The 20,588-nt window shown below is 66.6% G+C and carries 22 protein-coding genes and 1 pseudogene; 3 read left to right on the top strand and 20 right to left on the bottom strand.

Features of this window, described 5'->3' with window-relative positions; all coding sequences use genetic code 11:
- Positions 1-37 precede the first annotated feature (37 nt).
- The 7 genes from AC6EKW_RS09180 to AC6EKW_RS09150 all read right to left on the bottom strand — a co-directional run bounded on the left by AC6EKW_RS09180 (position 38) and on the right by AC6EKW_RS09150 (position 5,191).
- Positions 38-346: a hypothetical protein gene (locus AC6EKW_RS09180; RefSeq protein WP_498514240.1), complete on the bottom strand. Its 309-nt coding sequence runs from the start codon at positions 344-346 to the stop codon at positions 38-40.
- A complete protein-coding gene (locus AC6EKW_RS09175; RefSeq protein ID WP_498514239.1) occupies positions 343-747 on the bottom strand; it encodes an ArsR/SmtB family transcription factor in 405 nt (134 codons plus the stop codon). The genes AC6EKW_RS09180 and AC6EKW_RS09175 overlap by 4 nt, the downstream gene beginning before the upstream one ends.
- Positions 748-806: 59 nt before the next feature.
- The gene (locus AC6EKW_RS09170; protein WP_498514238.1) at positions 807-1,352 is read right to left on the bottom strand and encodes an alkylmercury lyase family protein; all 546 of its coding nucleotides are present in this window, start codon (positions 1,350-1,352) and stop codon (positions 807-809) included.
- Positions 1,353-1,364: 12 nt separating this feature from the next.
- On the bottom strand, positions 1,365-3,011 hold the full coding sequence (merA, locus tag AC6EKW_RS09165; protein WP_498514237.1) for a mercury(II) reductase: 1,647 nt from the start codon (positions 3,009-3,011) through the stop codon (positions 1,365-1,367).
- Positions 3,012-3,092: 81 nt separating this feature from the next.
- Positions 3,093-3,242 (bottom strand): hypothetical protein, encoded by a 150-nt coding sequence (locus tag AC6EKW_RS09160; RefSeq protein WP_498514236.1) that lies wholly within the window; start codon positions 3,240-3,242, stop codon positions 3,093-3,095.
- Between the two features lie 59 nt (positions 3,243-3,301).
- Positions 3,302-3,820 (bottom strand): DUF1440 domain-containing protein, encoded by a 519-nt coding sequence (locus AC6EKW_RS09155; protein WP_498514235.1) that lies wholly within the window; start codon positions 3,818-3,820, stop codon positions 3,302-3,304.
- 24 nt (positions 3,821-3,844) lie between these two features.
- Positions 3,845-5,191, bottom strand: a complete 1,347-nt coding sequence (locus AC6EKW_RS09150; protein WP_498514234.1) for a dihydrolipoyl dehydrogenase family protein — start codon at positions 5,189-5,191, stop codon at positions 3,845-3,847.
- Between the two features lie 229 nt (positions 5,192-5,420).
- Between AC6EKW_RS09150 and AC6EKW_RS09145 the strand changes: the two genes are divergently transcribed.
- Genes AC6EKW_RS09145 through AC6EKW_RS09135 form a run of 3 tightly spaced genes read left to right on the top strand, consistent with a single transcriptional unit; the run spans position 5,421 to position 8,655 of the window.
- Complete coding sequence (locus AC6EKW_RS09145; protein WP_498514252.1) at positions 5,421-6,359, top strand: thiamine pyrophosphate-dependent dehydrogenase E1 component subunit alpha; 939 nt, start codon at positions 5,421-5,423, stop codon at positions 6,357-6,359.
- 4 nt (positions 6,360-6,363) lie between these two features.
- Positions 6,364-7,350, top strand: coding sequence for an alpha-ketoacid dehydrogenase subunit beta (locus tag AC6EKW_RS09140; protein WP_498514233.1), 987 nt, complete (start codon positions 6,364-6,366; stop codon positions 7,348-7,350).
- 12 nt (positions 7,351-7,362) lie between these two features.
- Entirely contained in the window at positions 7,363-8,655 is a 1,293-nt protein-coding gene (locus AC6EKW_RS09135; RefSeq protein ID WP_498514232.1) for a dihydrolipoamide acetyltransferase family protein, read from the top strand.
- On the opposite strand, the gene AC6EKW_RS09130 is transcribed toward AC6EKW_RS09135, so the two are convergent.
- The 13 genes and pseudogenes from AC6EKW_RS09130 to AC6EKW_RS09070 all read right to left on the bottom strand — a co-directional run bounded on the left by AC6EKW_RS09130 (position 8,652) and on the right by AC6EKW_RS09070 (position 20,576).
- Complete coding sequence (locus AC6EKW_RS09130; protein WP_273844018.1) at positions 8,652-8,912, bottom strand: hypothetical protein; 261 nt, start codon at positions 8,910-8,912, stop codon at positions 8,652-8,654. The genes AC6EKW_RS09135 and AC6EKW_RS09130 overlap by 4 nt on opposite strands.
- Positions 8,909-9,886: a sulfate/molybdate ABC transporter ATP-binding protein gene (locus tag AC6EKW_RS09125; RefSeq protein WP_498514231.1), complete on the bottom strand. Its 978-nt coding sequence runs from the start codon at positions 9,884-9,886 to the stop codon at positions 8,909-8,911. The genes AC6EKW_RS09130 and AC6EKW_RS09125 overlap by 4 nt, the downstream gene beginning before the upstream one ends.
- The gene (locus AC6EKW_RS09120) at positions 9,883-10,674 is read right to left on the bottom strand and encodes a sulfate ABC transporter permease (RefSeq protein ID WP_273844022.1); all 792 of its coding nucleotides are present in this window, start codon (positions 10,672-10,674) and stop codon (positions 9,883-9,885) included. Before AC6EKW_RS09120 ends, AC6EKW_RS09125 begins: the two co-directional genes overlap by 4 nt.
- Positions 10,664-11,476, bottom strand: a complete 813-nt coding sequence (gene cysT, locus AC6EKW_RS09115) for a sulfate ABC transporter permease subunit CysT (protein ID WP_498514230.1) — start codon at positions 11,474-11,476, stop codon at positions 10,664-10,666. Before cysT ends, AC6EKW_RS09120 begins: the two co-directional genes overlap by 11 nt.
- Positions 11,473-12,519 (bottom strand): sulfate ABC transporter substrate-binding protein, encoded by a 1,047-nt coding sequence (locus AC6EKW_RS09110; protein WP_498514229.1) that lies wholly within the window; start codon positions 12,517-12,519, stop codon positions 11,473-11,475. The genes cysT and AC6EKW_RS09110 overlap by 4 nt, the downstream gene beginning before the upstream one ends.
- A gap of 88 nt (positions 12,520-12,607) precedes the next feature.
- Positions 12,608-13,858 carry a sulfatase family protein gene (locus tag AC6EKW_RS09105; RefSeq protein WP_498514228.1) on the bottom strand — a complete coding sequence of 417 codons (1,251 nt, stop codon included), beginning with the start codon at positions 13,856-13,858 and terminating at the stop codon, positions 12,608-12,610.
- 73 nt (positions 13,859-13,931) lie between these two features.
- Positions 13,932-13,982, bottom strand: a pseudogene (locus tag AC6EKW_RS09100) (Stf0 family sulfotransferase); the annotation flags it as partial.
- Between the two features lie 23 nt (positions 13,983-14,005).
- On the bottom strand, positions 14,006-15,133 hold the full coding sequence (locus AC6EKW_RS09095) for a sulfite oxidase (protein WP_498514227.1): 1,128 nt from the start codon (positions 15,131-15,133) through the stop codon (positions 14,006-14,008).
- On the bottom strand, positions 15,126-15,515 hold the full coding sequence (locus AC6EKW_RS09090; protein WP_273844034.1) for a Rieske (2Fe-2S) protein: 390 nt from the start codon (positions 15,513-15,515) through the stop codon (positions 15,126-15,128). The genes AC6EKW_RS09095 and AC6EKW_RS09090 overlap by 8 nt, the downstream gene beginning before the upstream one ends.
- Positions 15,505-16,593, bottom strand: coding sequence for an amidohydrolase family protein (locus AC6EKW_RS09085; RefSeq protein ID WP_498514251.1), 1,089 nt, complete (start codon positions 16,591-16,593; stop codon positions 15,505-15,507). The genes AC6EKW_RS09090 and AC6EKW_RS09085 overlap by 11 nt, the downstream gene beginning before the upstream one ends.
- 104 nt (positions 16,594-16,697) lie before the next feature.
- On the bottom strand, positions 16,698-18,584 hold the full coding sequence (locus AC6EKW_RS09080) for a glycoside hydrolase family 127 protein (protein WP_498514226.1): 1,887 nt from the start codon (positions 18,582-18,584) through the stop codon (positions 16,698-16,700).
- Positions 18,585-18,659: 75 nt separating this feature from the next.
- Positions 18,660-18,902: an ABC transporter permease family protein gene (locus tag AC6EKW_RS09075; RefSeq protein ID WP_273886729.1), complete on the bottom strand. Its 243-nt coding sequence runs from the start codon at positions 18,900-18,902 to the stop codon at positions 18,660-18,662.
- A 315-nt stretch (positions 18,903-19,217) separates the two neighbouring features.
- Complete coding sequence (locus AC6EKW_RS09070; protein ID WP_498514250.1) at positions 19,218-20,576, bottom strand: L-fucose/L-arabinose isomerase family protein; 1,359 nt, start codon at positions 20,574-20,576, stop codon at positions 19,218-19,220.
- Positions 20,577-20,588: the final 12 nt, after the last annotated feature.

The following is a 20,588-nucleotide window of genomic DNA, read 5'->3' as shown; positions in this document are numbered from 1 at the left end:
AGGAGCACCAGCCCGGCAAAGAGCGAGATAAGCCTCCTCACCTCCTGCTGCCCTCCTTCCTGGGACGGCGTCTGCTCTCGGGGCCGGCGGGAAGGCGGCACGCCTCACCCTTATCGCCCTCTCCCTGATGCTTCCTGCGGCTTATGAGGTAGAAGCCCACCGCGAGCGCGGCGACGAAGTACGCGCTCGCCCCGGCGACGACGAGTCCCGTATGGGCCGCGAGCGCCGCTCCCAGCGCGGTGCCGCCGAGCAGCCCGATCAGGATCGGGAGGGTGATGGCCAGGTGGCACGGGCAGGCGACGATCGCGCTCGCCGCCAGCACGTAGCCCACGATCTTCCGCCTCATCTGCACCGCTCCCCGGTCCAGGTGCACTCGCCGGTGATCTCGCACGCCTCGACGTGCTCGCGGTTGTCCGCGAGGAGCGCCTCGCCGAGCCTGAGGATCTCGAGCACCCGCTCGTCGGCTATCGCGTAGTAGGCCCGCCTCCCCTCGCGCCGCCCCCTCACGTAGCCGCACCACGCAAGGCACTGCAGGTGTACCGAGACCCGCGGCTGGCTCGCCCCGACGGCCTCGACGATCTCAGAGACGCTCGCCTCGCCGCGGCGTGCCAGGTACGCGAGGATGGACATCCTCGTCGGGTCGGCGAAACCTTCGAAGAGCTTGGCCGCGACCTTCATGTCCGGGCTCTCCTTCCCGATCCTGGCCCCTGCGAGCGGCGGGCTCTCCTCTATTCTCTCTTCCGGCACTTCGTCTCCACCTCCTCTCCTAGCAGCACGCTTCCGGCACTTCGTCTCCACCTCCTCTCCTAGCAGCACGCCCCCTCGCCGGACCAGTCCCGGGCGAGGTCGAACGCATCCTCCAGCGTCAGGGCGAGCGTGATCGCCTCGGACTCCTTCTCCTTCGCCCACCGTTCATAATCTGCGAGCGAGCGGAAGGCGTTCAGGTACGGGCAGAGCACCTCCTGGACCGGCCCGGCTCCTCTCCTCGCCACGCCGAAGGAGACGACCGCGCTTTCGGGGTTCGCCTCGACGCCGTCCTCGGTGACGAGCGCGGTGACCTCACCGCCCGTCGGACTCTGCGAGCGGACCTCGACCGGCTCGCCGCGCAGCGCGAACGGGAGCATCAGCGCGTCCACGAAGCAGTGGGTGTGGAGGGTCTCGCCGGGCAGGCGCGCCTCGTGGCGGGTCTTCTCCTGCGAGACGAGATCCTCCACCCGCGGGACCGCAAGCTCGCGGGCGAAGGCGTCGGTCAGGTCGCCGATCGTATCGAGCTCCGCGAGATGCGGGAGCCCGAAGACCTCCCGCAACCGCTCCCGCATCTCCTCCGGCAGCACTCTCTTCTCGTAGCCCACTCTTCCTTCCTTCTACGCCGCGCAGCAGGAGAGCTTCGAGACGTCGCGCCCGAAGGACTGGGCGGCGAGCTTTATTCCCTCGGACATCGTCAGGTACGGTGCCCAGGTGTCGGCGAGATCCTGCACGGTGAGGCCGAACTTCACCGCGTACACCCCCGCAAGGATGATCTCCCCGGCGTTCTCGCCGACGGCGTGCACCCCTAAGACCTTCCCGCTCTCCTTCTCGGCGACGAGCTTGACCATCCCGCGGGTGTCGAGGTTGACGATGGCCCGGGGGACGTTCTCCAGGTCCAGCACCCGGCACTCGCACGCGTACCCTTCCTCGTGCGCCTGGGCGTCGGTGAGGCCGACGGCGGCGATGTTCGGCGTGGTAAACGTGATCCGCGGCAGTGCGGCGTAGTCCATCGCGCGTCCGGCGCCGAGGAGGGCGTTCTCGGCGGCGAGGGTGCCCTGCGCGGCGGCGACGTAGACGAACTGTGGGGCCCCGGTGACATCCCCCGCCGCGAAGACCCGCGGGTTGGTCGTCCGGAGCTCGTCGTCCAGCACCAGGGCGCCGCGTTCGTCGCGCTCTATCCCGGCCTCCTCCAGCCCGAGCCCGTCGAGCACCGGGCGGCGGCCGGTGGCGACCAGGATCTCGGAGGCCGCGATCTTTCGCTCCTCGCCGCCCGAGGAGGCGATCACCAGCCTGTTGTTTTCGCCGCCCTCGACGCGCTCGACCCGCGCGGAGGTGATGACCTCCACGCCCTGCTCCCGCAGGACCTCCTCGATCCAGCGCGAGACCTCCGGCTCTTCGTTGGGGGCGAGCCGGTCGAGCATCTCCACGATGGTGACCCGGCTCCCGAGGTCGGCGAAGAGCTGGCCCATCTCGAGCCCGATGTAGTTGCCGCCGATGACGACGAGCGACTCGGGGAGCTCATCGAGCTCCATCGCGCTCTCGTAGGTGAGGTAGCCGGCCTCCTCGAGACCCTCTACCGGGGGAACCCACGGCCTGGCCCCCGTCGAGATCAGGTAACTCTGCGCCGTGATCTTTTTACCCCCGACCTCGATGGCCTCCGGCGAGACGAAGCGGGCCTCTCCGCGGACGATCTCGAACCCGTACTCCGCGGCGAGATCCTCGTACTTCTCCTTGCGCAGCTTCGAGACCACCTCCGACTTCATCCCGACGAGCGCCCCGAAGTCCACCGCCCCGGCCGTGGTCTCGACGCCCCGGAACGGGTTGCTCCCCGCCCGATGGTAGGCCTCCGCCGCCGCGAGCAGGTTCTTGGAGGGGATGCACCCGACGTTCACGCACGTCCCCCCGACCGTCCTCCTCTCGACCATCGCAACGCGCGCCCCCTCGTCCGAGGCCCGGATCGCCGCCGCGAACGCCGCGCTGCCCGAACCGATCACGGCCAGATCGTAGTCATAACCGCCACCCCCGGTCTCCACCCGGACCCGGCGCTCCCGGACGTCCTCCAGCGAACGGGGCTCGTAGCCGGCCTCCCGGACGGCTCCCCGCAGCCCTTCCTCGTCCACTCCCTCCGGAGCCTCGAAGACCGCCTCGCCCCGGCGGAAGTCCGCCGAAACCTCGCGCGCCCCGGCGCCCTCCAGCGCCCGGCTCACCGCAACCTCGCAGTGGGAGCACGTCATGCCACCGATCTTCATCCGCTTCAGGCTCATAAAGCCACCTCCATTCAATTCGCTTAAACAAATAATATTCGAATAAGCAAATTTGTCAATGGGAGGGGAGCTTCGATCTTTTCACTGTCCGGCGTTTCGGGAGTTCAGTTTTCTGTATATACGGATCAGGTACACGACCTCCAGGATCGAGGTTACGGTTTGGGTTGCCATGAAGGTCATCCCCACGAACGGCATGATCTTCTGCATCTTGCCGCCTCTGTGTCCGGGCATCATTTTCGTCCTCCTTTTCATCAGTTCCGGTGGTGTCCGACGGGCATGTCTTCTCCGGGTCATTCCCTTTCGGCTGCGTTGCGGCCCGGCCGGTAGAGCGTCTCCGCGGTGGCGGCGACGCCGAGCCCGAAAGCCAGGTGGGCGGCGAAGCCCCTGAGGTGTGTCGAGAGGGGGTAGGAGCGGTTGGGGGCGCTGAAGCCGAAGTAGGGCGTCATCCCCTCGTCCACGATGAGGGACATCGCGGCGCCCACGAGGAGTCCGGCGGAGACGGGGCCGAGGTCCGTCCACCTCCTCAATAAGGTGTAGGCCGGTCCCCAGGCCATTCCCAGGCCGTAGTGGAAGCCGTAGGTGGCGAGCGCCTGGATCTGCGGCTCCGAGAGCTCCAGTCCCAGAGCCTCGGTCGTCTTCCTGGCCGCTATCTCGAAGGGAGGTCCGGGGCGGACCTCCTCTTCCTGCCTGCGGTCCTCCTCGGACTCCAGCTCGTAGAGCCTCATGGACACGCGCTCCATGATCTTCGTGCCCACATAGCCGCCGATCATCCCTATGCCGACGTCCGCCGCCGTTCGTTGGATGCTCACTTTCGGCCTCCAGCGTCCCGCCGCCTAGAGTTCCAGCTTCTCCAGGGCCTGGAGGTACGCCTCGGAGTAGGTCGGGAACTGGGCCACCGAATCGAGGAGCTTCTCGATGGGGATCTCCGCCCGGATCGCGAGTGCGGCCTCGTGGATCCACTCACCCGCCAAAGGCGCGACGGCCCACGCTCCGACGAGCACCCCGCGCTCCCTGTCGGCGACGAGCGAGAGCGTGCCGCGGGGATTCTCCTCGTAGGTGTAGGGGCGGGCGATGGACTCCGCGAGGTCTATGCTGGCGACGGCGGCGTCGATGCCCTGCGCTCGGGCCTGCTCTTCTGTGAGCCCGCAGGCGGCGATCTCCGGGTCCGAGAAGACCACACGGGGGATGCCCCGGTAGTCCGCCCGCCGCTCTCTGCCAAGGATGTTGTCCGCGACGACGCGGCCCTGGTACTTGGCGACGTGGGTGAAGAGCGCCACCCCCGTCACGTCCCCCAGGGCCCACACCCCCTCGGCGAGCCGGCAGCGATCGTCTATCGGGAGCCTTCCATCCTGGAGCTCGATCCCGACGTTCTCCAGGCCTATCCCCTCCGTGCGCGGGGTGCGCCCGGCGGCGACCACGACCACGTCCGCCTCCACCTGCGTCCCGTCGTCGAGCTCGATGGTCGCAGCCTCCCCGTTTCTCCGGGCACGGACCGCCTTCCGGCCCGTGAGCACCCGCACGCCCTCCTCCTCGAGGTACTTCCGTGCGAGCTCGCCCACCTGCGCATCCTCGCGGTTTATCAGGTGGTCCGCCGACTGGACGATCGTCACCTCCGAGCCGAAGCGGGTGAGCCACTGGGCGGTCTCTATGCCGTTCGGCCCCCCGCCGACGATGAGGGCGCGTCCGGGGACCTCGCGGCTCGTCGTCACCTCGCGGTTGGTCCAGACGGTGACATCATCGAGACCTTCGATGGGAGGCACGTTGGGCTCGGAGCCGGTCGCGACGATGATGTGACTGGCCTCGATGGTCTCGCCGTTCACCTCCACCCGTCCGGGTCCGGCGATGCGGCCCTCGCCCTTGAAGACCCGCGCGCCCTTCTCTTCGTAGCCCTCGACCTGCGCGGCGTCGTCGAGGTGGCGGATCATGTAGTCCCGGTAATCGAAGACCTCTTCGAGCATCAGCGCGGGGGTGTCCGTTCCGAAGGCCCGCCGCGCCTCGTTTCTCACCTCCGGCGGCCTCAGGAGCGTCTTCGAGGGTATGCACGCCCAGTAGCCGCACTCGCCCCCGATGAGCTCGCGCTCCACCACGGCGATCCTCTTGCCGCCCGAGATCAAACGGCTCGCCGCCACCTCGCCACCGGGGCCCATCCCGATCACCACGACATCGAACCTCTCCGCCATCGCGCTTCCTCCCGAAATTAATTCGCTTGCACGAATATCGATCTTACGGGCTCCACCAGATATTTCAAGGAGAGGACGAGGGTCGGGCGATCCGGGGCTCTGGTAGAATCGAGTAAGGGCATCCTGTCCCGCTTGTGTTCAGCGAGAGGTCGAGGCAGGAGGAGTGGATGTGGAGAAGACCCGCACCAGGCACGAGGCGCTAGGTCTCGACGAGGGTGACCTAATCAGGATGTACCGTGCCATGCTCTTGGCGCGGCGGACGGACGAGCGCATGTGGATCCTGAACCGTCAGGGCAGGGCGGCTTTCGTGATCTCCTGTCAGGGGCATGAAGCTGCGCAGGTAGGGGCGGCGTACAACATGCGGCCCGGGTACGACTACCTGTATCCGTACTACCGGGACTTTGGAATGGTTATGCTTCTCGGGCAGAGCGTCCGAGACCAGTTCCTGAGCCTGTTCGGCAAAAAAGAGGATCCCAACAGCGGCGGTCGGCAGATGCCGGGTCACTTCTCCAGCCGCGAGCTGAGGATCGTCACCGCCTCGGCGCCGGTCGGGGTGCAGTATCCGCAGGCGGTCGGGAGTGCCCTGGCGTTCAAGCTGCGCGGGGAGGACGGTGTGGTGCTCGTCTCCGGCGGCGAGGGGTCGACCAGCGAGGGCGACTGGCACGAGGCGATGAACTTCGCCGGGGTGAGGAGGCTCCCGGTCGTCTTCCTGGTGCAGAACAACGCCTATGCGATCTCGGTGCCCGAGGAGTTGCAGGTCGCGGGTTCGATCGCGAAGCGCGCCGAAGGGTACGGCTTCCCCGGCGTGGCGGTGGACGGCAACGACGTGCTCGCCGTCTACGAGGTCGCAAAGGAGGCCTTCGGACGGGCGCGGCGGGGTGAAGGGCCGACTTTGATCGAGGCGAAGACCTACCGCCTGACCGCCCATTCCTCCGACGACGACGACCGGCGCTACCGCGAGCGCGAGGAGATCGAAGAGTGGCGGCAGAAGGATCCGATCCTTCGCTTCGAGCGCTACCTCTTCGAGGTCGGGGTGCTCGACGAGGAGAAGAAGGAGGAGATCTCCGCGCAGATCAAAGTGGAGATCGACGAGGCGGTCGAGTACGCCGAGGCCGCGCCCTTCGCCGAGCCGGAGGAGGCGCTCGAGCGCGTCTACGCGGAGGCCTGAGGAGATGGCCGTCAGGAACCTGCTGCAGGCCATCCACGACGCCCTCGAGGAGGAGATGCGCGCCGACGAGACCGTCCTGATCCTGGGCGAGGACGTGGGGAGGGCCGGTGGGGTCTTCCGGGTTACCGAGGGACTGCAGGAGGAGTTCGGCCCCGACAGGGCGCTCGACACCCCGCTTGCCGAGAGCCTCATCGTCGGATCTGCGATAGGGCTCTCGGTCAACGGGATGCGGCCGGTCGCCGAGATACAGTTCGCGGACTTCATCCCGCCGGCCTTCGATCAGATCGTCTCCGAGGCCGCCCGCTTCTACTACCGCTCCAACGGGGCGTGGAACGTGCCGATCACGATCCGCGCTCCCTACGGCGTGGTACCCGGCGGGGCGCTCTACCACTCCCAGTCCGTGGAGGCGTACTTCTGTAACACCCCCGGTCTCAAGGTCGTCGCCCCGACCTTCCCGAAGGAGGCCAAGGGGCTTTTGAAGAGTGCGATCCGGGACCCCAACCCCGTGCTTTTCTTCGAGCACAAGCGCTGTTACCGGCTCCTCAAGGAGGACGTTCCCGAGGGGGACTACACCGTCCCGATCGGGGAGGCGAAGATACACCGGGAGGGTGAGGACATCACCGTCGTCGCCTACGGGCTGGTGCTCCACACCGCGCTCGAGGTCGCGAAGAAGCTCTCCGAGGAGCACGGCATCGAGGCCGAGGTCGTGGAGCCCCTGACCCTCTACCCGCTGGACAGGGAGACGATCCTGGCCTCGGCGCGCAAGACCGGGAAGTTCCTCGCGATCTCCGAGGCCAACATCACCGGCTCGGTGACGGCGGAGATGGCCGCGCTCGTGGCGCGCGAGGCTTTCGAGTGGCTGGACGCGCCGGTGATGCGCCTCGGGGCGCCGGACATACCCGCCGCCGCCTTCGCGCGGCCGATGATGGACGCCTTCGTGCCCGATGCCGCGCGGATAGAGTCGGCCATGCTCGAGCTGGCCCGCTACTAGGGAGGGGGAGAGTTGGCGAAACCAGTTACCATGCCCCAGCTCGGGGAGAGCGTGACCGAAGGGACGATAGCCCGCTGGCTCAAGTCCGAGGGGGAGGAGATCGAGAAGGACGAGCCCCTCTGCGAGGTGGACACCGACAAGGTCTCCAGCGAGCTGCCCTCCCCGATCGCCGGCAGGATAGAGAAGCTTCTCGTCTCCGAGGGCGAGACCGTCGAGGTGGGCACCGAGATCGCGCTCGTCGCCGTCGAGGGTGAGTCCGAAGGCCCGCCGCGGGAAGACATGCGCTCGGAGGGGCCGACGGAGGAGTTCCCGGCCGCCGGAACCGTGGCCCAGCCGGCCGTCGCGCAACGCGTCAGGAGGCCCGGCGCATCCGGCGGGAACGGACGCGGAGGGGTGCCGGACGCCGGGGAGCTGCGGCTCAGGCGCTCCTCGCCGGTGGTGCGCAGGATCGCCGCCGAGCACGGGATAGACATCTCCGAGATCCGGGGTACTGGCATCGGCGGCAGGGTCACCAGGAAGGACATCGAGGCCTACGTGCGCGAGCGGGAGGCCGCGCGCGGGCCCGCCCCCACGCCGGAGCCGGCCCGCGCGCGGGTCGAAGTCCACGAAGGAGACCGCGTCGTCGAGCTCGACAGCGTCCGGCGGGCGATCGCGAACCGCATGAGCCTGAGCAAGCGCGAGGCCCCGCACGCCTGGACGATGGTCGAGGCGGACGTCACGGGGCTGGTGGCGCTGCGCGAGCGGATCAAGGAAGACTTCGCCCGGCGGGAGGGGGTGAGGCTCACCTACCTGCCGTTCATCGTCAGGGCCGCCGTCGAGAGCCTCAAGGAGCATCCGATCCTCAACTCCGTCTGGGATGAGGAGAGGATCGTGCTGAGACGGCGGATAAACGTCGGGATCGCGGTGGACCTGGAGGACGCCCTGATCGTGCCCGTGATCCGGGACGCGGACGACTACGGCATCGTCGGGCTCGCCCGCAGGATAGACGACCTGGTCAGACGGGCGCGCGAGCGGCGGCTCTCCCCCGAGGACGTCTCCGGCGGGACGTTCACGGTCAACAACCCGGGCGCGCTGGGTTCGGTGGTCTCCACCCCGATCATCAACCACCCGCAGGCGGCGATCCTCTCCGCCGAGGCGATCGTGAAGCGCCCGGTGGTGGTGGGAGATGCGATCGCGATCCGGAGCATCATGAACCTGGAGGTCTCCTTCGACCACCGCATCCTCGACGGAGGGGCTGCGCTGCGGTTTTTGAACGCGGTGAAGCGTCGGCTGGAGGGCTACACTCCCGAGAGCGAGGTGCTCTAGCTCCCCGCGAGCACGAGCCGGGCGAGTGCAGCCGAGAGGAAGGTGCCGAGCGCGACGAGCATGAACAAGAGCCCCGCGTCGAGCACGGTGTCCCTGCCGACGAGTAGCGGGAGGGAGAGCCAGCCCGCCGCCACGACACAGAGGAAGAGCGATTCACGACCGGCCGCGGCGGAGAAGGCCAGCGCGAGCAGGAGCAGATAGAGGGCCACGTCCTTCGCGAGTTCTCTCCTCCGGCTTTTCTTCCCGTCCTCCCTCACGGCTTATGCTGCTCATTCTCGCCGAAGGTTCTCGCGGAGTTCATGCGGGCGTACACCTCCTTTCCGGGGGCCAGCCCGAGGTCTTCGGCCTCACCGCGGGTGAGCTGGGCCCAGATGTTGTTCCGCCCATCTTCGAGGGTGAGCTCTGCACGCACCTCGAAGCCCAGATAGACCAGATGGTCCACGCGTGCACCGGTGGTCCCGGTCTCCGGGGAGGACAGCAGTTCTATGTCGTGCGGGCGTACGAAGGTGTCCCCGAGCCGGTTGACGGGGCCGATAAACCCCATAACGAACTCGTTGTGGGGATGCTCGTAGAGCTCGCGGGGACTGCCGGTCTGCTCCACCCGGCCGTGGTTCATCACCACGATCCGGTCTGCCACCTCCATGGCCTCCTCCTGATCGTGGGTCACCAGGATGGTGGTGACGTTCATCCCCTCGTGCAGCTTCCGGAGCCACGCCCTGAGCTCCTGGCGTACCCGGGCGTCGAGTGCCCCGAAGGGTTCGTCGAGGAGCAGGACCTCCGGGTCTATGGCCAGCGCGCGGGCGAGGGCCATGCGCTGACGCTGACCGCCCGAGAGCTGGGAGGGGTAGCGTCCGGCGAACCCCTCGAGCTGGACGAGCTCCAGGAGCTCCTGCACCCTTTCGCGGATGACCTTCCTGGGGAGGCGCCTTATCTTCATCCCGAAAGCCACGTTGTCGAAGACGGTCATGTGCTTGAACGCCGCGTAGTGCTGGAAGACGAAGCCCACCCCGCGTCTCTGGGGCGGCAGAGCGGTCTTGTCCTCACCGTTGATGAAGACCCGGCCCTCGTCCGGTTCCTCGAGCCCGGCGATCACCCTGAGGAGGGTTGACTTGCCGCTCCCGCTGGGCCCGAGCAGCGCGGTGAGGGAGCCGGATGGGGCCTCGATCGAGACGCCTTCGAGGGCGACGAACTCCCCGAAGCGCTTGGCAACACCCCTCGTTTCGATGCTCATCTCTCCTCCTCTGGCTTGAAGGCGTTCGTGAGGAGCAGCGTCGCCACCGCGATCAGGGCGAGCACCACCGAGGCGGCGTACGCCCCCGCGAGGTCGAAGTTCTGGAAGCGGTCCTGGACGTAGACGGTCATCGTCTCGGTGAGGCCGGAGATCCTCCCCGATACCACGCTCACCGCCCCGAACTCGCCGATGGCCCGGGCGGTGGTCAGGACCACGCCGTAGGCTACGCCCTGGCGGATGGCGGGCAGCGTCACCAGCAAAAACGTCTGCGTGGGCGAGGCTCCGAGGGTGGCCGCCGCCTGCTCCTGCTCGGTCCCTATCTCCTGCAGTACGGGCATCACCTCGCGTACGACGAAGGGCAGGGAGATGAAGATCGTGGCGAGCACGATCCCGGGTACGGAGAAGATGATCTTGATCCCGTGCGCCAAAAGCCAGTCGCCGACGGGTGAACCCTGCCCGTAGAGCGTGTAGAGCGCGAGTCCGACGACGACCGGTGAGATCGCGAGCGGCAGATCCAGGATCGCGTTGAGCAACCCCCTGCCCGGGAACCGGTGCCGCACCAGCACGATGGCGCACAGGATGCCGAAGAGGGTGTTCACGACCACCGCGATCGCGGTGGCCAGCAGGGTGAGCCACAGGGCGTGCAGCGCCGCCGGATTCGTCACGGCCCGCCAGGCCGTGCCCGCCCCCTCCTCGAAGGCCTTCCGGAAGACCATCGCCACCGGGAAGACGAGCAGCAGAGCCAGATACCCGAGCGCGACCGCGCGCAGCGCGAGCCTAGAGATCATGCCGGGCCCCCCAGCGTCCGATGAGCCTCATCCCGAGGAGAACCAAAAGCGAGAGCGCGAGCAGCGTGACCGAGACCGCGGCCGCCCCCGAGGGGTTGTCGGACTGTATCTGACCGTAGATGTAGACGGAGGCGACCTCCGTCTTGTAGGGGATGTTCCCTGTGATGATGACGACCGATCCGAACTCTCCTATCGCTCGCGCGAAGCCGAGCGCCGCGCCGGAGAGGATGGCAGGCAGGAGGTTCGGCAGGATGACGCGCCGGAAGCTCTGGAGCGGCCCGGCCCCGAGCGAGGCCGCGGCCTCCTCGACCTCGCGGTCGAGCTCGGCCAGGACCGGCTGCACGGAACGCACGACGAACGGGAGCGTGACGAAGAGCAACGCCATGATTATCGCAGCCCTGGTGTACGCGACGTTGATCCCGAGCGGGCTCTTCGGCCCGTAGAGGGCGAGCAGCGTGAGCCCGGCGACTATCGTCGGCAGCGCGAAGGGCAGATCTATTAGCGCGTTGACCACCCCCATTCCCCGGAAACGGTCTCGCACCAGAACCCAGGCTATGAGCGTTCCGCTCACAACGTTCAGGGCCACGACCACGAGCGAGACCTCGAACGTCAGCCGCAGCGCGGCGACGGCCTCGGGGTTGGTGACGGCCCGCACGAACCCCGAGACTCCCTCCCCGGTCGCCCTCCACACCACCGCCGCGAGCGGGATCAGGACGATCAGACTCAGGTAGATCACGACGGTTCCGCGGGCGGCGTGGCCGCGCGGGGGAGCGGCCACGCCTTTGTCCTGCAACACGCTCATTGGGTCGGCTTCCCGAGCTGGCGGCTGATCTTCGCGAAGATGCCGCTGTTCGGGTCGAAGAACTTCTTCTGGACTTTGTCCCAGCCGCCGAGTCCGAGGTCGTTTATCGTGAAGAGGCCCTCAGGCTTTGGGTACTCGTCCTTGAACCGTGCGAGCACGTTCTTGTCCACGGGGCGATATCCCTCCCTGGCGAAGATTTTCTGCCCTTCCGGGCTGTAGAGGAACCTGACGAACGCCTCGGCCTGCTTCTTGTGCTTGCTGTCCTTGGTGACGGCGATCGGGTTCTGTATGAGTATCGTCTGCTTCGGGATGATGTACTGCACGTCCTCGCCTTCGTGCTGGGCGAGTATGGCTTCGTTCTCGTAGCTGATCAGAACGTCCCCCTCGCCCCCCGTGAACGTCTGCAGCGCCTCCCTGCCGCTCGCGGGTTCGACCGGTACGTGCGAGAAGAGCTTCTTGAGGTAGGCCTCCGCCTCCGCGGGACTCTTGCCCTCCTTGAGCTGCGCTCCATAGGCGGCCATCACGTTCCACCGCGCGCTGCCCGAAGAGAACGGGTTCGGGGTTATCACCTTTACGCCGGGTTTGACCAGGTCGTCCCAACCGTGGATGTGCTTGGGATTGCCCTTCCTGACCACCAGCACGACCACCGAGTCGGTGACAATCCCATGGTAGCGGTTTTTGTCCCAGTCCGGACTCACGGTGCCGGATTGCACCAGCCTCTCCATGTCCGGCGCCAGCGAGAACTCGACCACGTCCGCCGGCTGTCCCGCCGCCACCGCCCGGCTCTGATCCCCGGAGGCACCATAAGAGGTGTGGAAGTCGACCCCCTTGCCCACCTCCGTCTTCTGGAACGCCGGGATCAGCTTGTCGTATACCTGTTCCAGGGTGGAGTACCCGACCACGTTTAGCGTCACCTTCCCGCTCCCGCTCCCGCCCCCGCCGCTCCTCGCAGATCCGGAAGCACTCCCCCCGCACCCCGAGAGCACGATCGCGGCGGCGGCCAGAAGCACAGCCACCAGCACCAGAACCCCGACTTTTCTCAACTTTGCCTCCTTTTTCTGTTAATTTACTTAACAATGCATGAAAGTATGGCTTCTGGGAGGAAGGCTGTCAAGGACTTTCTGGTGGGGGTCAGGCGGTAATCGTTGGTTCTTTGGGAGAGATCTGGTCGGGGGTGTTCAGTTCGGCGCCAGGGGGAGCGGGGATGGGGCCTTCGAGCAGTGGGTCGTTCGTCTTTCTCATCCAGGAATCCAGGCGGGAGCGCATCTCTTCGAGGACATCCTGACAGGAGGGTACTTGGGCGAGGTTGTTCGATTCGTTCGGGTCGTAGAGCAGGTCGTAGAGGCGCTCTTCGGGTATCAGGGTCTCCGCGAGGCCGTGTGCGAGGAGGAGGTCTTTGCTGGGGCTGTCGTCTATGTTGGCGAGGACGGGGGTGGGATGGGTCGGGTCGAAGCGCCGGATGTATTTCCAGCGGTGGGTTCGGACGCAGCGTTCGGGCTCGTAGGCGACGTGGTAGGTCTTCTCGGCGAAGATGGCTTTGCGGATCTCTCTCACCTCTCGGTGTACCAGGGGCAGGAGGGATTCACCCTGCAGGAACGTTGGGTGGTCGATGCCTGCCAGGTCGCAGATGGTCGGGTAGACGTCTATGTGCGAGACGAGGGCGTCTATGGCCCGACCACCGGTGAAACCGCCCGGACCGCGCAGGATCAGCATCACGCCGAGACCCTGGTCGTAGAGGGTCGCCTTTGCGCCGGGGAAAGGGATGCCGTGGTCCGTCGTGCAGATGACGAGCGTGTTTTCGGCGAGACCGGTCTCGTCGAGTGCATCGAGCACCGCCCCCACCCCGCGGTCGAGCGAGCTTATGCTCTCGTAGAAGGAGGCCGTGTCCAGGCGGGTCTCCGGGGTATCGGGCAGGTTCGGCGGGGGCAGGACGTAGTTTGCCTCCTTCGGTGAGGAGGGGTTGAAGAACTCACGGTGGGTTTCGAAGAAGCCGACCGAGAGGAAGAAGGGCCTTCCGTGATCCTGGCGGAGGAGCCTCAGGGTGACCGGCACCACGTCGTCGGTGCGGGTTGTAGGGATCTTGAATACCTCGTCGTAGCCTATTATGTCCGGCCTCTTGGATATGTGCTGCTCCCCGATAAGGGCGGACCAGTAGCCGCGCCGGCGCAGGGTGTGGACGATGTGCTGGCTGTAGTCCTTCAGGGAGAAGCCACGGTGGGCGAGCCCGACCATCCCGTTCGAGTGGGCGTACTGACCGGTGAGCAGGCACGCCCGGCTGCCCGAGCAGGTCGGGGCGGCGCAGAACGCGTTGCGGAAGATGACGCCCTCCTCCGCGAGGCGCTGGATGTTGGGGGTTCTCACCGGGTGCCCGTAGGGACTCACCCAGCGACCGGTGTCGTGGGAATGTAGGTAGAGTAAAGTGCTCCGCCGGCCGACCGGCGATGCCGGTGGAGGTGAGCGCCTCGCACAGCAGCGTGCTGCCGCTCCGGGGGGTTGCGCAGATCATGTAGGAGAGGAAGGGTCTGATCATCACAGCACTTCCACCGGGTGGGAGACGACGGCACCGTACAGATAGCCCTGCTCGTTGAAGGGAACCGTCTCCGGCTGCGTCCGGCCGCTCTCGCCGGTAGTGCGTACCCGGATCTCGTGTCGGCCGGGTGTGGCTTCCCACGGGATCCTGAACCGGGCCCACGCCCCTTCGACGTTCGGGCCGTACAGGGCGGCCTGCTGCCAGCTTTTGCCGTCTATCGAGTACTCGACCTTCGCGACCCGCTCTCCCGGCGACCAGGCCCTGCCGGTGATGGTGCGCCGGCCGCGCGGGAGCACGGCGGGCCAGGGGAGCTCCAGGGCGCTCTTGGTCACCTGGGAGGTGACCGGGATCCTTCCTCTGCCATAGTGTCCTCCGGTGAGGACGTATCGTGAGGTGTTCCACGGCGAGAAGAGGGGCTGCAGAGAGACGAAGATGCGCCCGAGCCACTTCACGCTCGCCACCGCGGCCCATCCCGGGACCACCGCGCGCAGCGGGAACCCGTGATCCGCGGGCAGGGGGTCTCCGTTCATCGCGTAGGCCAGTATGGTGTCCTCTTCCAGCGCCTTCCCGATCGGTATCGGGCGGCGCATTCTCACCGCGTCTAGCCCTTCGAGCATCACCTCGCACGCCCCGCTCCTGAGCCCGGCTCGCTCCATCACCTCCCTCAGGGCCACGCCCCGCCACTCCGCGACCCCGATGGCCCCGAGACGCCACTGCGTACCCGGCGCCTCCCTGCCCTGTTCTTCGGCGAAGAAGACTCGAGCGTTGCCCGCACATTCCAGGGCCCGGACGATGGTCGTCTGGGGCAGGCGCAGCAGGTCGCCGTAGCCGAGCCGCAGCGTGCGTTCGACTCCGGGGCCCTCCACGACGAGGGTCCACCCGAGGGGGTCTATACGCGGGGTGGGGGCGTGGTTGCGCACGAAGAACAGATCATTCGGGGTGGTATAAGGGCTCTCGGCCATCGCCTCCCACCGGGTCTCGGCGTTGAGCGAGAGATCACCGGTGGGGTCGTCGCCGAGGCGCCTCAGCAGCGGCCGGTGGTCGACGAAGGATTCCTCCGGAAGAGATTTCGCGATCCCGGAGAACGACGTGCCGGGTTCGTTCTCCTCGCGGGTCCTGCTAAACATATACGACCACCTCCTCGCCCTCTAGCGCCACCGGATAGACCCTGAGGCGCATGTCCCGGCGGTGAGGCTCGCACGGAGAGAGGCCGCTGGCCAGGTCGAACTCGAAGTTGTGCCAGGGACATACGATTACGCACCGCTTCGAGCTTACGTGCTCCCCGGTGCGGCTCGCGGTCCACATCCGTTCGACCCTGCCCTTGGAGAGGTCTGCGGCCTCGTGCGGGCAGGTGCTCGAGACGGCGCGATAGGAGCCGTCGTCGAGGCGGGCGAGGGTGACGCTGCGGCTGCCGGCCCTGAAGCGTCTCATCTCACCGGGTGCGAGCTCTTCCCTCGCGCAGAGAACGTAACGCCGCCTGCGCGGCGCCTCCACGCTTCTATAGTCCATAGAACTCCTTCGCGTTGTCGTAGAGGATCCTGCGCCGGATCTCCTTCGGGAAGCTTCCAGGCAGGACATGATAGGGCGAGTCGAAGTCCCAGTGCGGGTAGTCGCTGGAAAACATCAGGAAGTCTTCGGAGCCGATCATCTCGAACATCCGCCACAGATCTTCGGGATCTTCCGGGTACTCCATCGGCTGCGTCGAGAAACGCACCCTTTCCCGGATGTATTCTGAAGGCATCCTCTTCACCCAGGGAACCTCCCGCCGGAGCGAACGGTAGTTGTGGTCGAACCTCCACATGAGGTGCGGAACCCAGGTCCAGCTCGACTCGATCATGGCGACCCTGAGCTCTTCGAAGCGGTCGAAGACGCCGTGGGCGATGAGCCCGATGAGCTGTGACTGCCAGGTCTGAGAGATGGCCGTGTGCCACTCGATGTAATACGTGGGCAACCCTATCGCGGTCTCCGTGGCGTTGGACTGGTGGAACGCCACGGCGAGGCCGTTGCGCTCGGCGGCCTTGAAGATCGGATGGTAGAAGGACCGGCCGAAATGATGGTGTGGCACCGCCGGCAGAATGACCTGCACGAACCTCCGGTCCGACCCCACCCGGTCTATCTCGCGCGCGGCACCCTGCGGGTCCTGCGCCGCGACCGTCACCGACCCGAGCAGCCTCCGGTCCTTGTCCAGCCAGTTCTCTATCAGCCAGTCGTTGTAAGCCGAGGCGAGCGCCCCGGCGAACTCCGGCTGCACCTTCATGTTGGTAGGATGGAACGAGCTGACCAGTATCGCCCGCTCCACCACATACGGATCGAGAAGCTGGCGCCTCATCACCCCCAGATCCGAACCCGCAGGCCTCCCATCGGCCATCACCGCATCAGCCATCGCCACCCCGGCCACCTGCGGATAGGAGTAGGGGAAGGCTGACTCCTTCCACCCGTCAACCGCAGCCACCCTGCTCCTCCAGGGCTCCGCCAGATACGGTACCAGATCCCGCTCCGAAACCAGCATCTCGTGTACGTCGGTGTCTATCACCGCTGCCTTGCGCGCCCGCCTCCGCTCCTCTAGATCCCTGACCCGGGCCTGCATCACCTCACGCTCCTCTCGTGGTTTTATATGTTTTGTCGATTATAAAAGTTATCAAAGTGGAAAATAAATCAAGGGGTGGGATTTGTCAACGCCCGGGGCTGGGGTCAGCCGGAGCGGAGCCAGAGTTGCATGGGACCGGGGGAGCGGTTGGCCCAGGCGAGGTAGGGGACGAGGGTGAGCCTGGAGGGGCGTCTGTTGGGCGTGGGGAGTCTTCGGGTGCGGTAGAGGCTCCCCCGCCAGCCGGGGTCGAGGGATTCGATGCTGGCTGGGGCGTGCAGCGCCGGCATCCCGGCGAGTTCTGGGTGGGGCCCGACGGAGAAGCCCGCGTCTGGTGTGAGGACGACGTCGCGGAGGTCTGCCGCGTCCGGGTTGTCCGCACCTTCAGCGCAGTAGAGGATGGGACCGCGCATGACCGCGACCCTCCCTGTGTTCTCGAGGACGTAGGGGTGGCTCTCGAGGAGGCGCACGGGCATCGGCAGGTGCATCCTCACGGTGTCGCCGGGACGCCAGCGGCGTTGTATCACGGCGTAGGAGCCGGGCTTCGCCGGGATGTCTGCTTCAGCTCCGTTCACCTCTATGCGCGCTTCTTCGCACCACGCCGGCACGCGCAGCATGAGCGAGAACTCACCCTCGCCGGAGACCACCTCGACCTCGACATCCCCGTCCCACGGGTAGCCGGTGCGCTGCCTGAGACGGACCTTCGGGCCCTGGAGGTTCGCCTCGCCTTCGGCGTAGAGGTGCACCCATACGGTCCCCTCCGAGGTGCTGTAGAAATAGCCGGGCAGCGCGGCGAGCGTCCTGGCGATGTTCGGCGGGCAGCAGGCGCACCCGAACCACTCCTGCCGGCGGTGCGTGCCGTCGTCGGCGAGCGGGTTCTGGTAGAAGTAGCGCCGGCCGTCGAGCGAGACGCCCGGCAACACGGCGTTGTATAAGTTGTGTTCGATCAGGTCCGCGTAGCGCGCTTCGCCCGTGATCTGCAGCATCCGCCAGCTCCACATCACGCTGCCTATCGCCGCGCAGCTCTCCGCGTAGGCCCTCTCGTTCGGAAGCTCGTAGTCCTTCCCGAACGCCTCCCCCTCGTAGCGCGAGCCGATCCCGCCGCTCACGTACATACGCTTCGTTACCATGTTATGCCACAAGCGCTCAAGAGCATGGAGGATGTCTTCGTCGCCGGTCTCGGCGTAGACGTCGGCTGCTCCTGCGTTCAGGTAGGTGGCGCGGACGGCGTGGCCGGTGATCTCCTGTTGCTCGCGAAAGGGCAGGTGGTCCTGATGGTATTCCCTGCCGCTGATCCTGCCGCGGCCCCGGACGTCGAGAAAGAAGCGGGCCTGGTCGAGGTATCTGTGCTCGCCCGTCTCTCTGAACAGCTCGACGAGGGCCATCTCGATCTCCTCGTGTCCGTCGGCGGTCTCGAGTTTGCCCTCGCTCTTCGGGCCGAAGGTCTTGCAGACGAGGTCTGCGAAGCGGCGAGCCACATCGAGGAGGCGTTCGCTTCCGGTCGCGCGGTGGTGGGCTATGGCCGCCTGGATCAGGTGCCCCCCGCAGTAGAGCTCGTGCAGGTCCCTCAGGTTGGTGAAGCGCTCCCGTTTTCGTTCGAAGGTGAAGTAGGTGTTTATGTAGCCGTCGGGCTCCTGGGCCGCCTCTACCTCGTCGATCGCGCGCTCGACCATCTCCCCGAGTTCCGGATCTGGGTTCGCGGTCAGCGTCCAGGAGGCTGCCTCGAGCCACTTGTACACGTCGGAGTCGGCGAAGTACATCCCGCGGAAGGGGGCCTCGATCCTGCCCGATGCCCGCCGGAAGTTGTCCAGCGTGCCGGAGCTCTCCAGGTGCTCATACTGCTCCCGCAGCGTCACCTTGCGGTTGATCTCGCGGCGTGGTTCCCAGAATTCGTCCGAGAGACGCACGTCCCCGAGCGGTACGGGGTCGAGGCGGGCGTGTGGGCTGCCGGAGACGTCCACCGTGAAAGAGAGATCGTATCTGGAGTGGTCCAATCTGGTTCTCCGATCCAGGAATTTTCTCTTGCCAGCTCTGTTATATGTTCGAACGGTGCCCGGAAAGTGGCTCCGCTACTTCACGGACCCCAGCGAGAGCCCCTCGGCGAGCCTTCGCTGGGTGGCGGCGAAGAGCACGAGCACCGGGATCGAGGTAACGGTCGCCAGGGCCATCAGCCCGGGCCAGTCTATGCCGTAGGCGGAGACCTGCTGGCTTATCACCGCGCTTATGGGGTAGGCCTCCGGGTTGGTGAGGAAGCTTATCGCGTAGAGGAACTCACCCCAGGCGATGATGAAGATCAGGGTGCCCACCTTCACGTTACCAAGATCTCCTCCTCTCGAGTCCCGCCAGATTACAATGCCATCCGATTCGTCGTAGTCTCTGACCGAATTTCCAGCATAAACACCCGCTGCCCGTTTTCCCTGAATTCTCTGCCCGTCACAGCTTTGCATGGCCGGGCACAAGGGGCAACGTGTCGATTTCGTAGAAAAAGGAAACTATTCCGACTCGGAGAAGAGACATCTGGTGAGGGCGGTTTTTGGGCCGGGAGATGTTTGTGTGGGGCGGTAAAGGTACGGGGCCGGTGCGCAGATGATGCGCACCGGCCGCAGAGAGAGAGGGATTCTTCTTTTCTAAACCTCGCGGTATTCGATCCCGAGGAGTTCGGCGAAGGTGCGCCAGAGGGAGGCGTGGTGGCCGGGGGTCATCACCTCGTGGTGGGTGCCCCCGGCGGCGAGCCAGCCGTCGAGGCACGCCCTCGCGCCGGTCTTTGGCTGGAAGAAGCCGTAGGGCATCTCCAGGTTGGGGAGGACCTCGCTGTCTATGACCTCGCCCTCAGAGACGACGAGGCGGAAGCGCCCGCCGGAGATCGGGGCGAGCGAGGCGATGGTCGCGGGGCCGGGCTGGATGCGGAAGAGGACCGTCGGGGGCGGGCCGAGGCGGCCGATCCCGAGCTCCCGGTGGATGAGGCGGGGTTTCTCGTCGTCTCTCGCGATGCGCCAGTTCCCCTCGCCCATGTGGCTCATCAGGATCGCGTCCCGCTCGTAGTCGAGCGCGTACATCTCGGTGAAGTGGGCGACGTCGGCCAAGACGTGCCCGGCGGAGACGAGCGCCGCGCTGCACGCGTCCCCCTCGGCCCCGTAGCCGTAGCCCTCGGCCATCAGGTTCGACGCGGCGGCGAGCGGCAGCCGCGAGAAGCGGCCATCCTCCCCGATCGCATCGAAGTGCGTCGAGTAGGCGCCGAAGCCGCCGGAGTCGAGGATGCTCTTTATCGCGAGCTGCATCCGGGCCGAGTCCTCGCGCTCTTCGGGGGTGAGGTTCTCGTCGATCTCGAAGCGCTCTTCCTCCGCGCGCAGGGCGGATTTCACCTCCTCCGCCGAAACCCGCTGCATCGCGCGGTGGATGTCGCCGGTGGCGAGGAAGTTTATCTCCGGCCCGAGCTCCCTCAGCATCGTCGTCTCGTCGACGCGGATGTCGCCCATCCCGTTCATCGCGTAGCCGAAGATGGCGACCTTCAGGCGCCGCCAGGCGGTGACCGCAGCCGCGGCCCGCGCCCACTCCTCGAAGGCCCGCCCGAACTCCGGCGAGCGCCAGTCGCCGCTCGCCACCCGGAAGGGGACCCCGGCCCTGACGAGCGCGTTCGCCGTGTCCTGCGCCCCGTGCACCCCCTGGTTGTAGGTCATGTCGCCCATGTCCCACTCCGCCGTCACGTGCGGCTCGGGCTGGATGTTGGCGAGCATCACCGGCAGGCGCGTGTTCGCCAGGGCGCGGGTCGCGCGCATCGCGGGGCCGTAGGTGAGCATGACTATCATGATCCCGTCGAGCTTCTCCTGCTCGAAGAGCTCTACTATCTCCTCGATGTCCTCGCGCGAGCGGGCGGGTTTCGGGAAGCGCACATCCGCCGCCCCCGAGAGGTGCGAGGCGACCTCCTGCGCGTAGTTCGCTTGCCGCTCGGTTATGCCCGGGAGCATCTCGTCGTAGAGGGCCTGCATGATCCCGAGCAG

It is taken from the genome of Rubrobacter sp. M3-4 (genome assembly GCF_059772285.1).
This window is presented reverse-complemented; position numbering and strand designations above follow the sequence as displayed.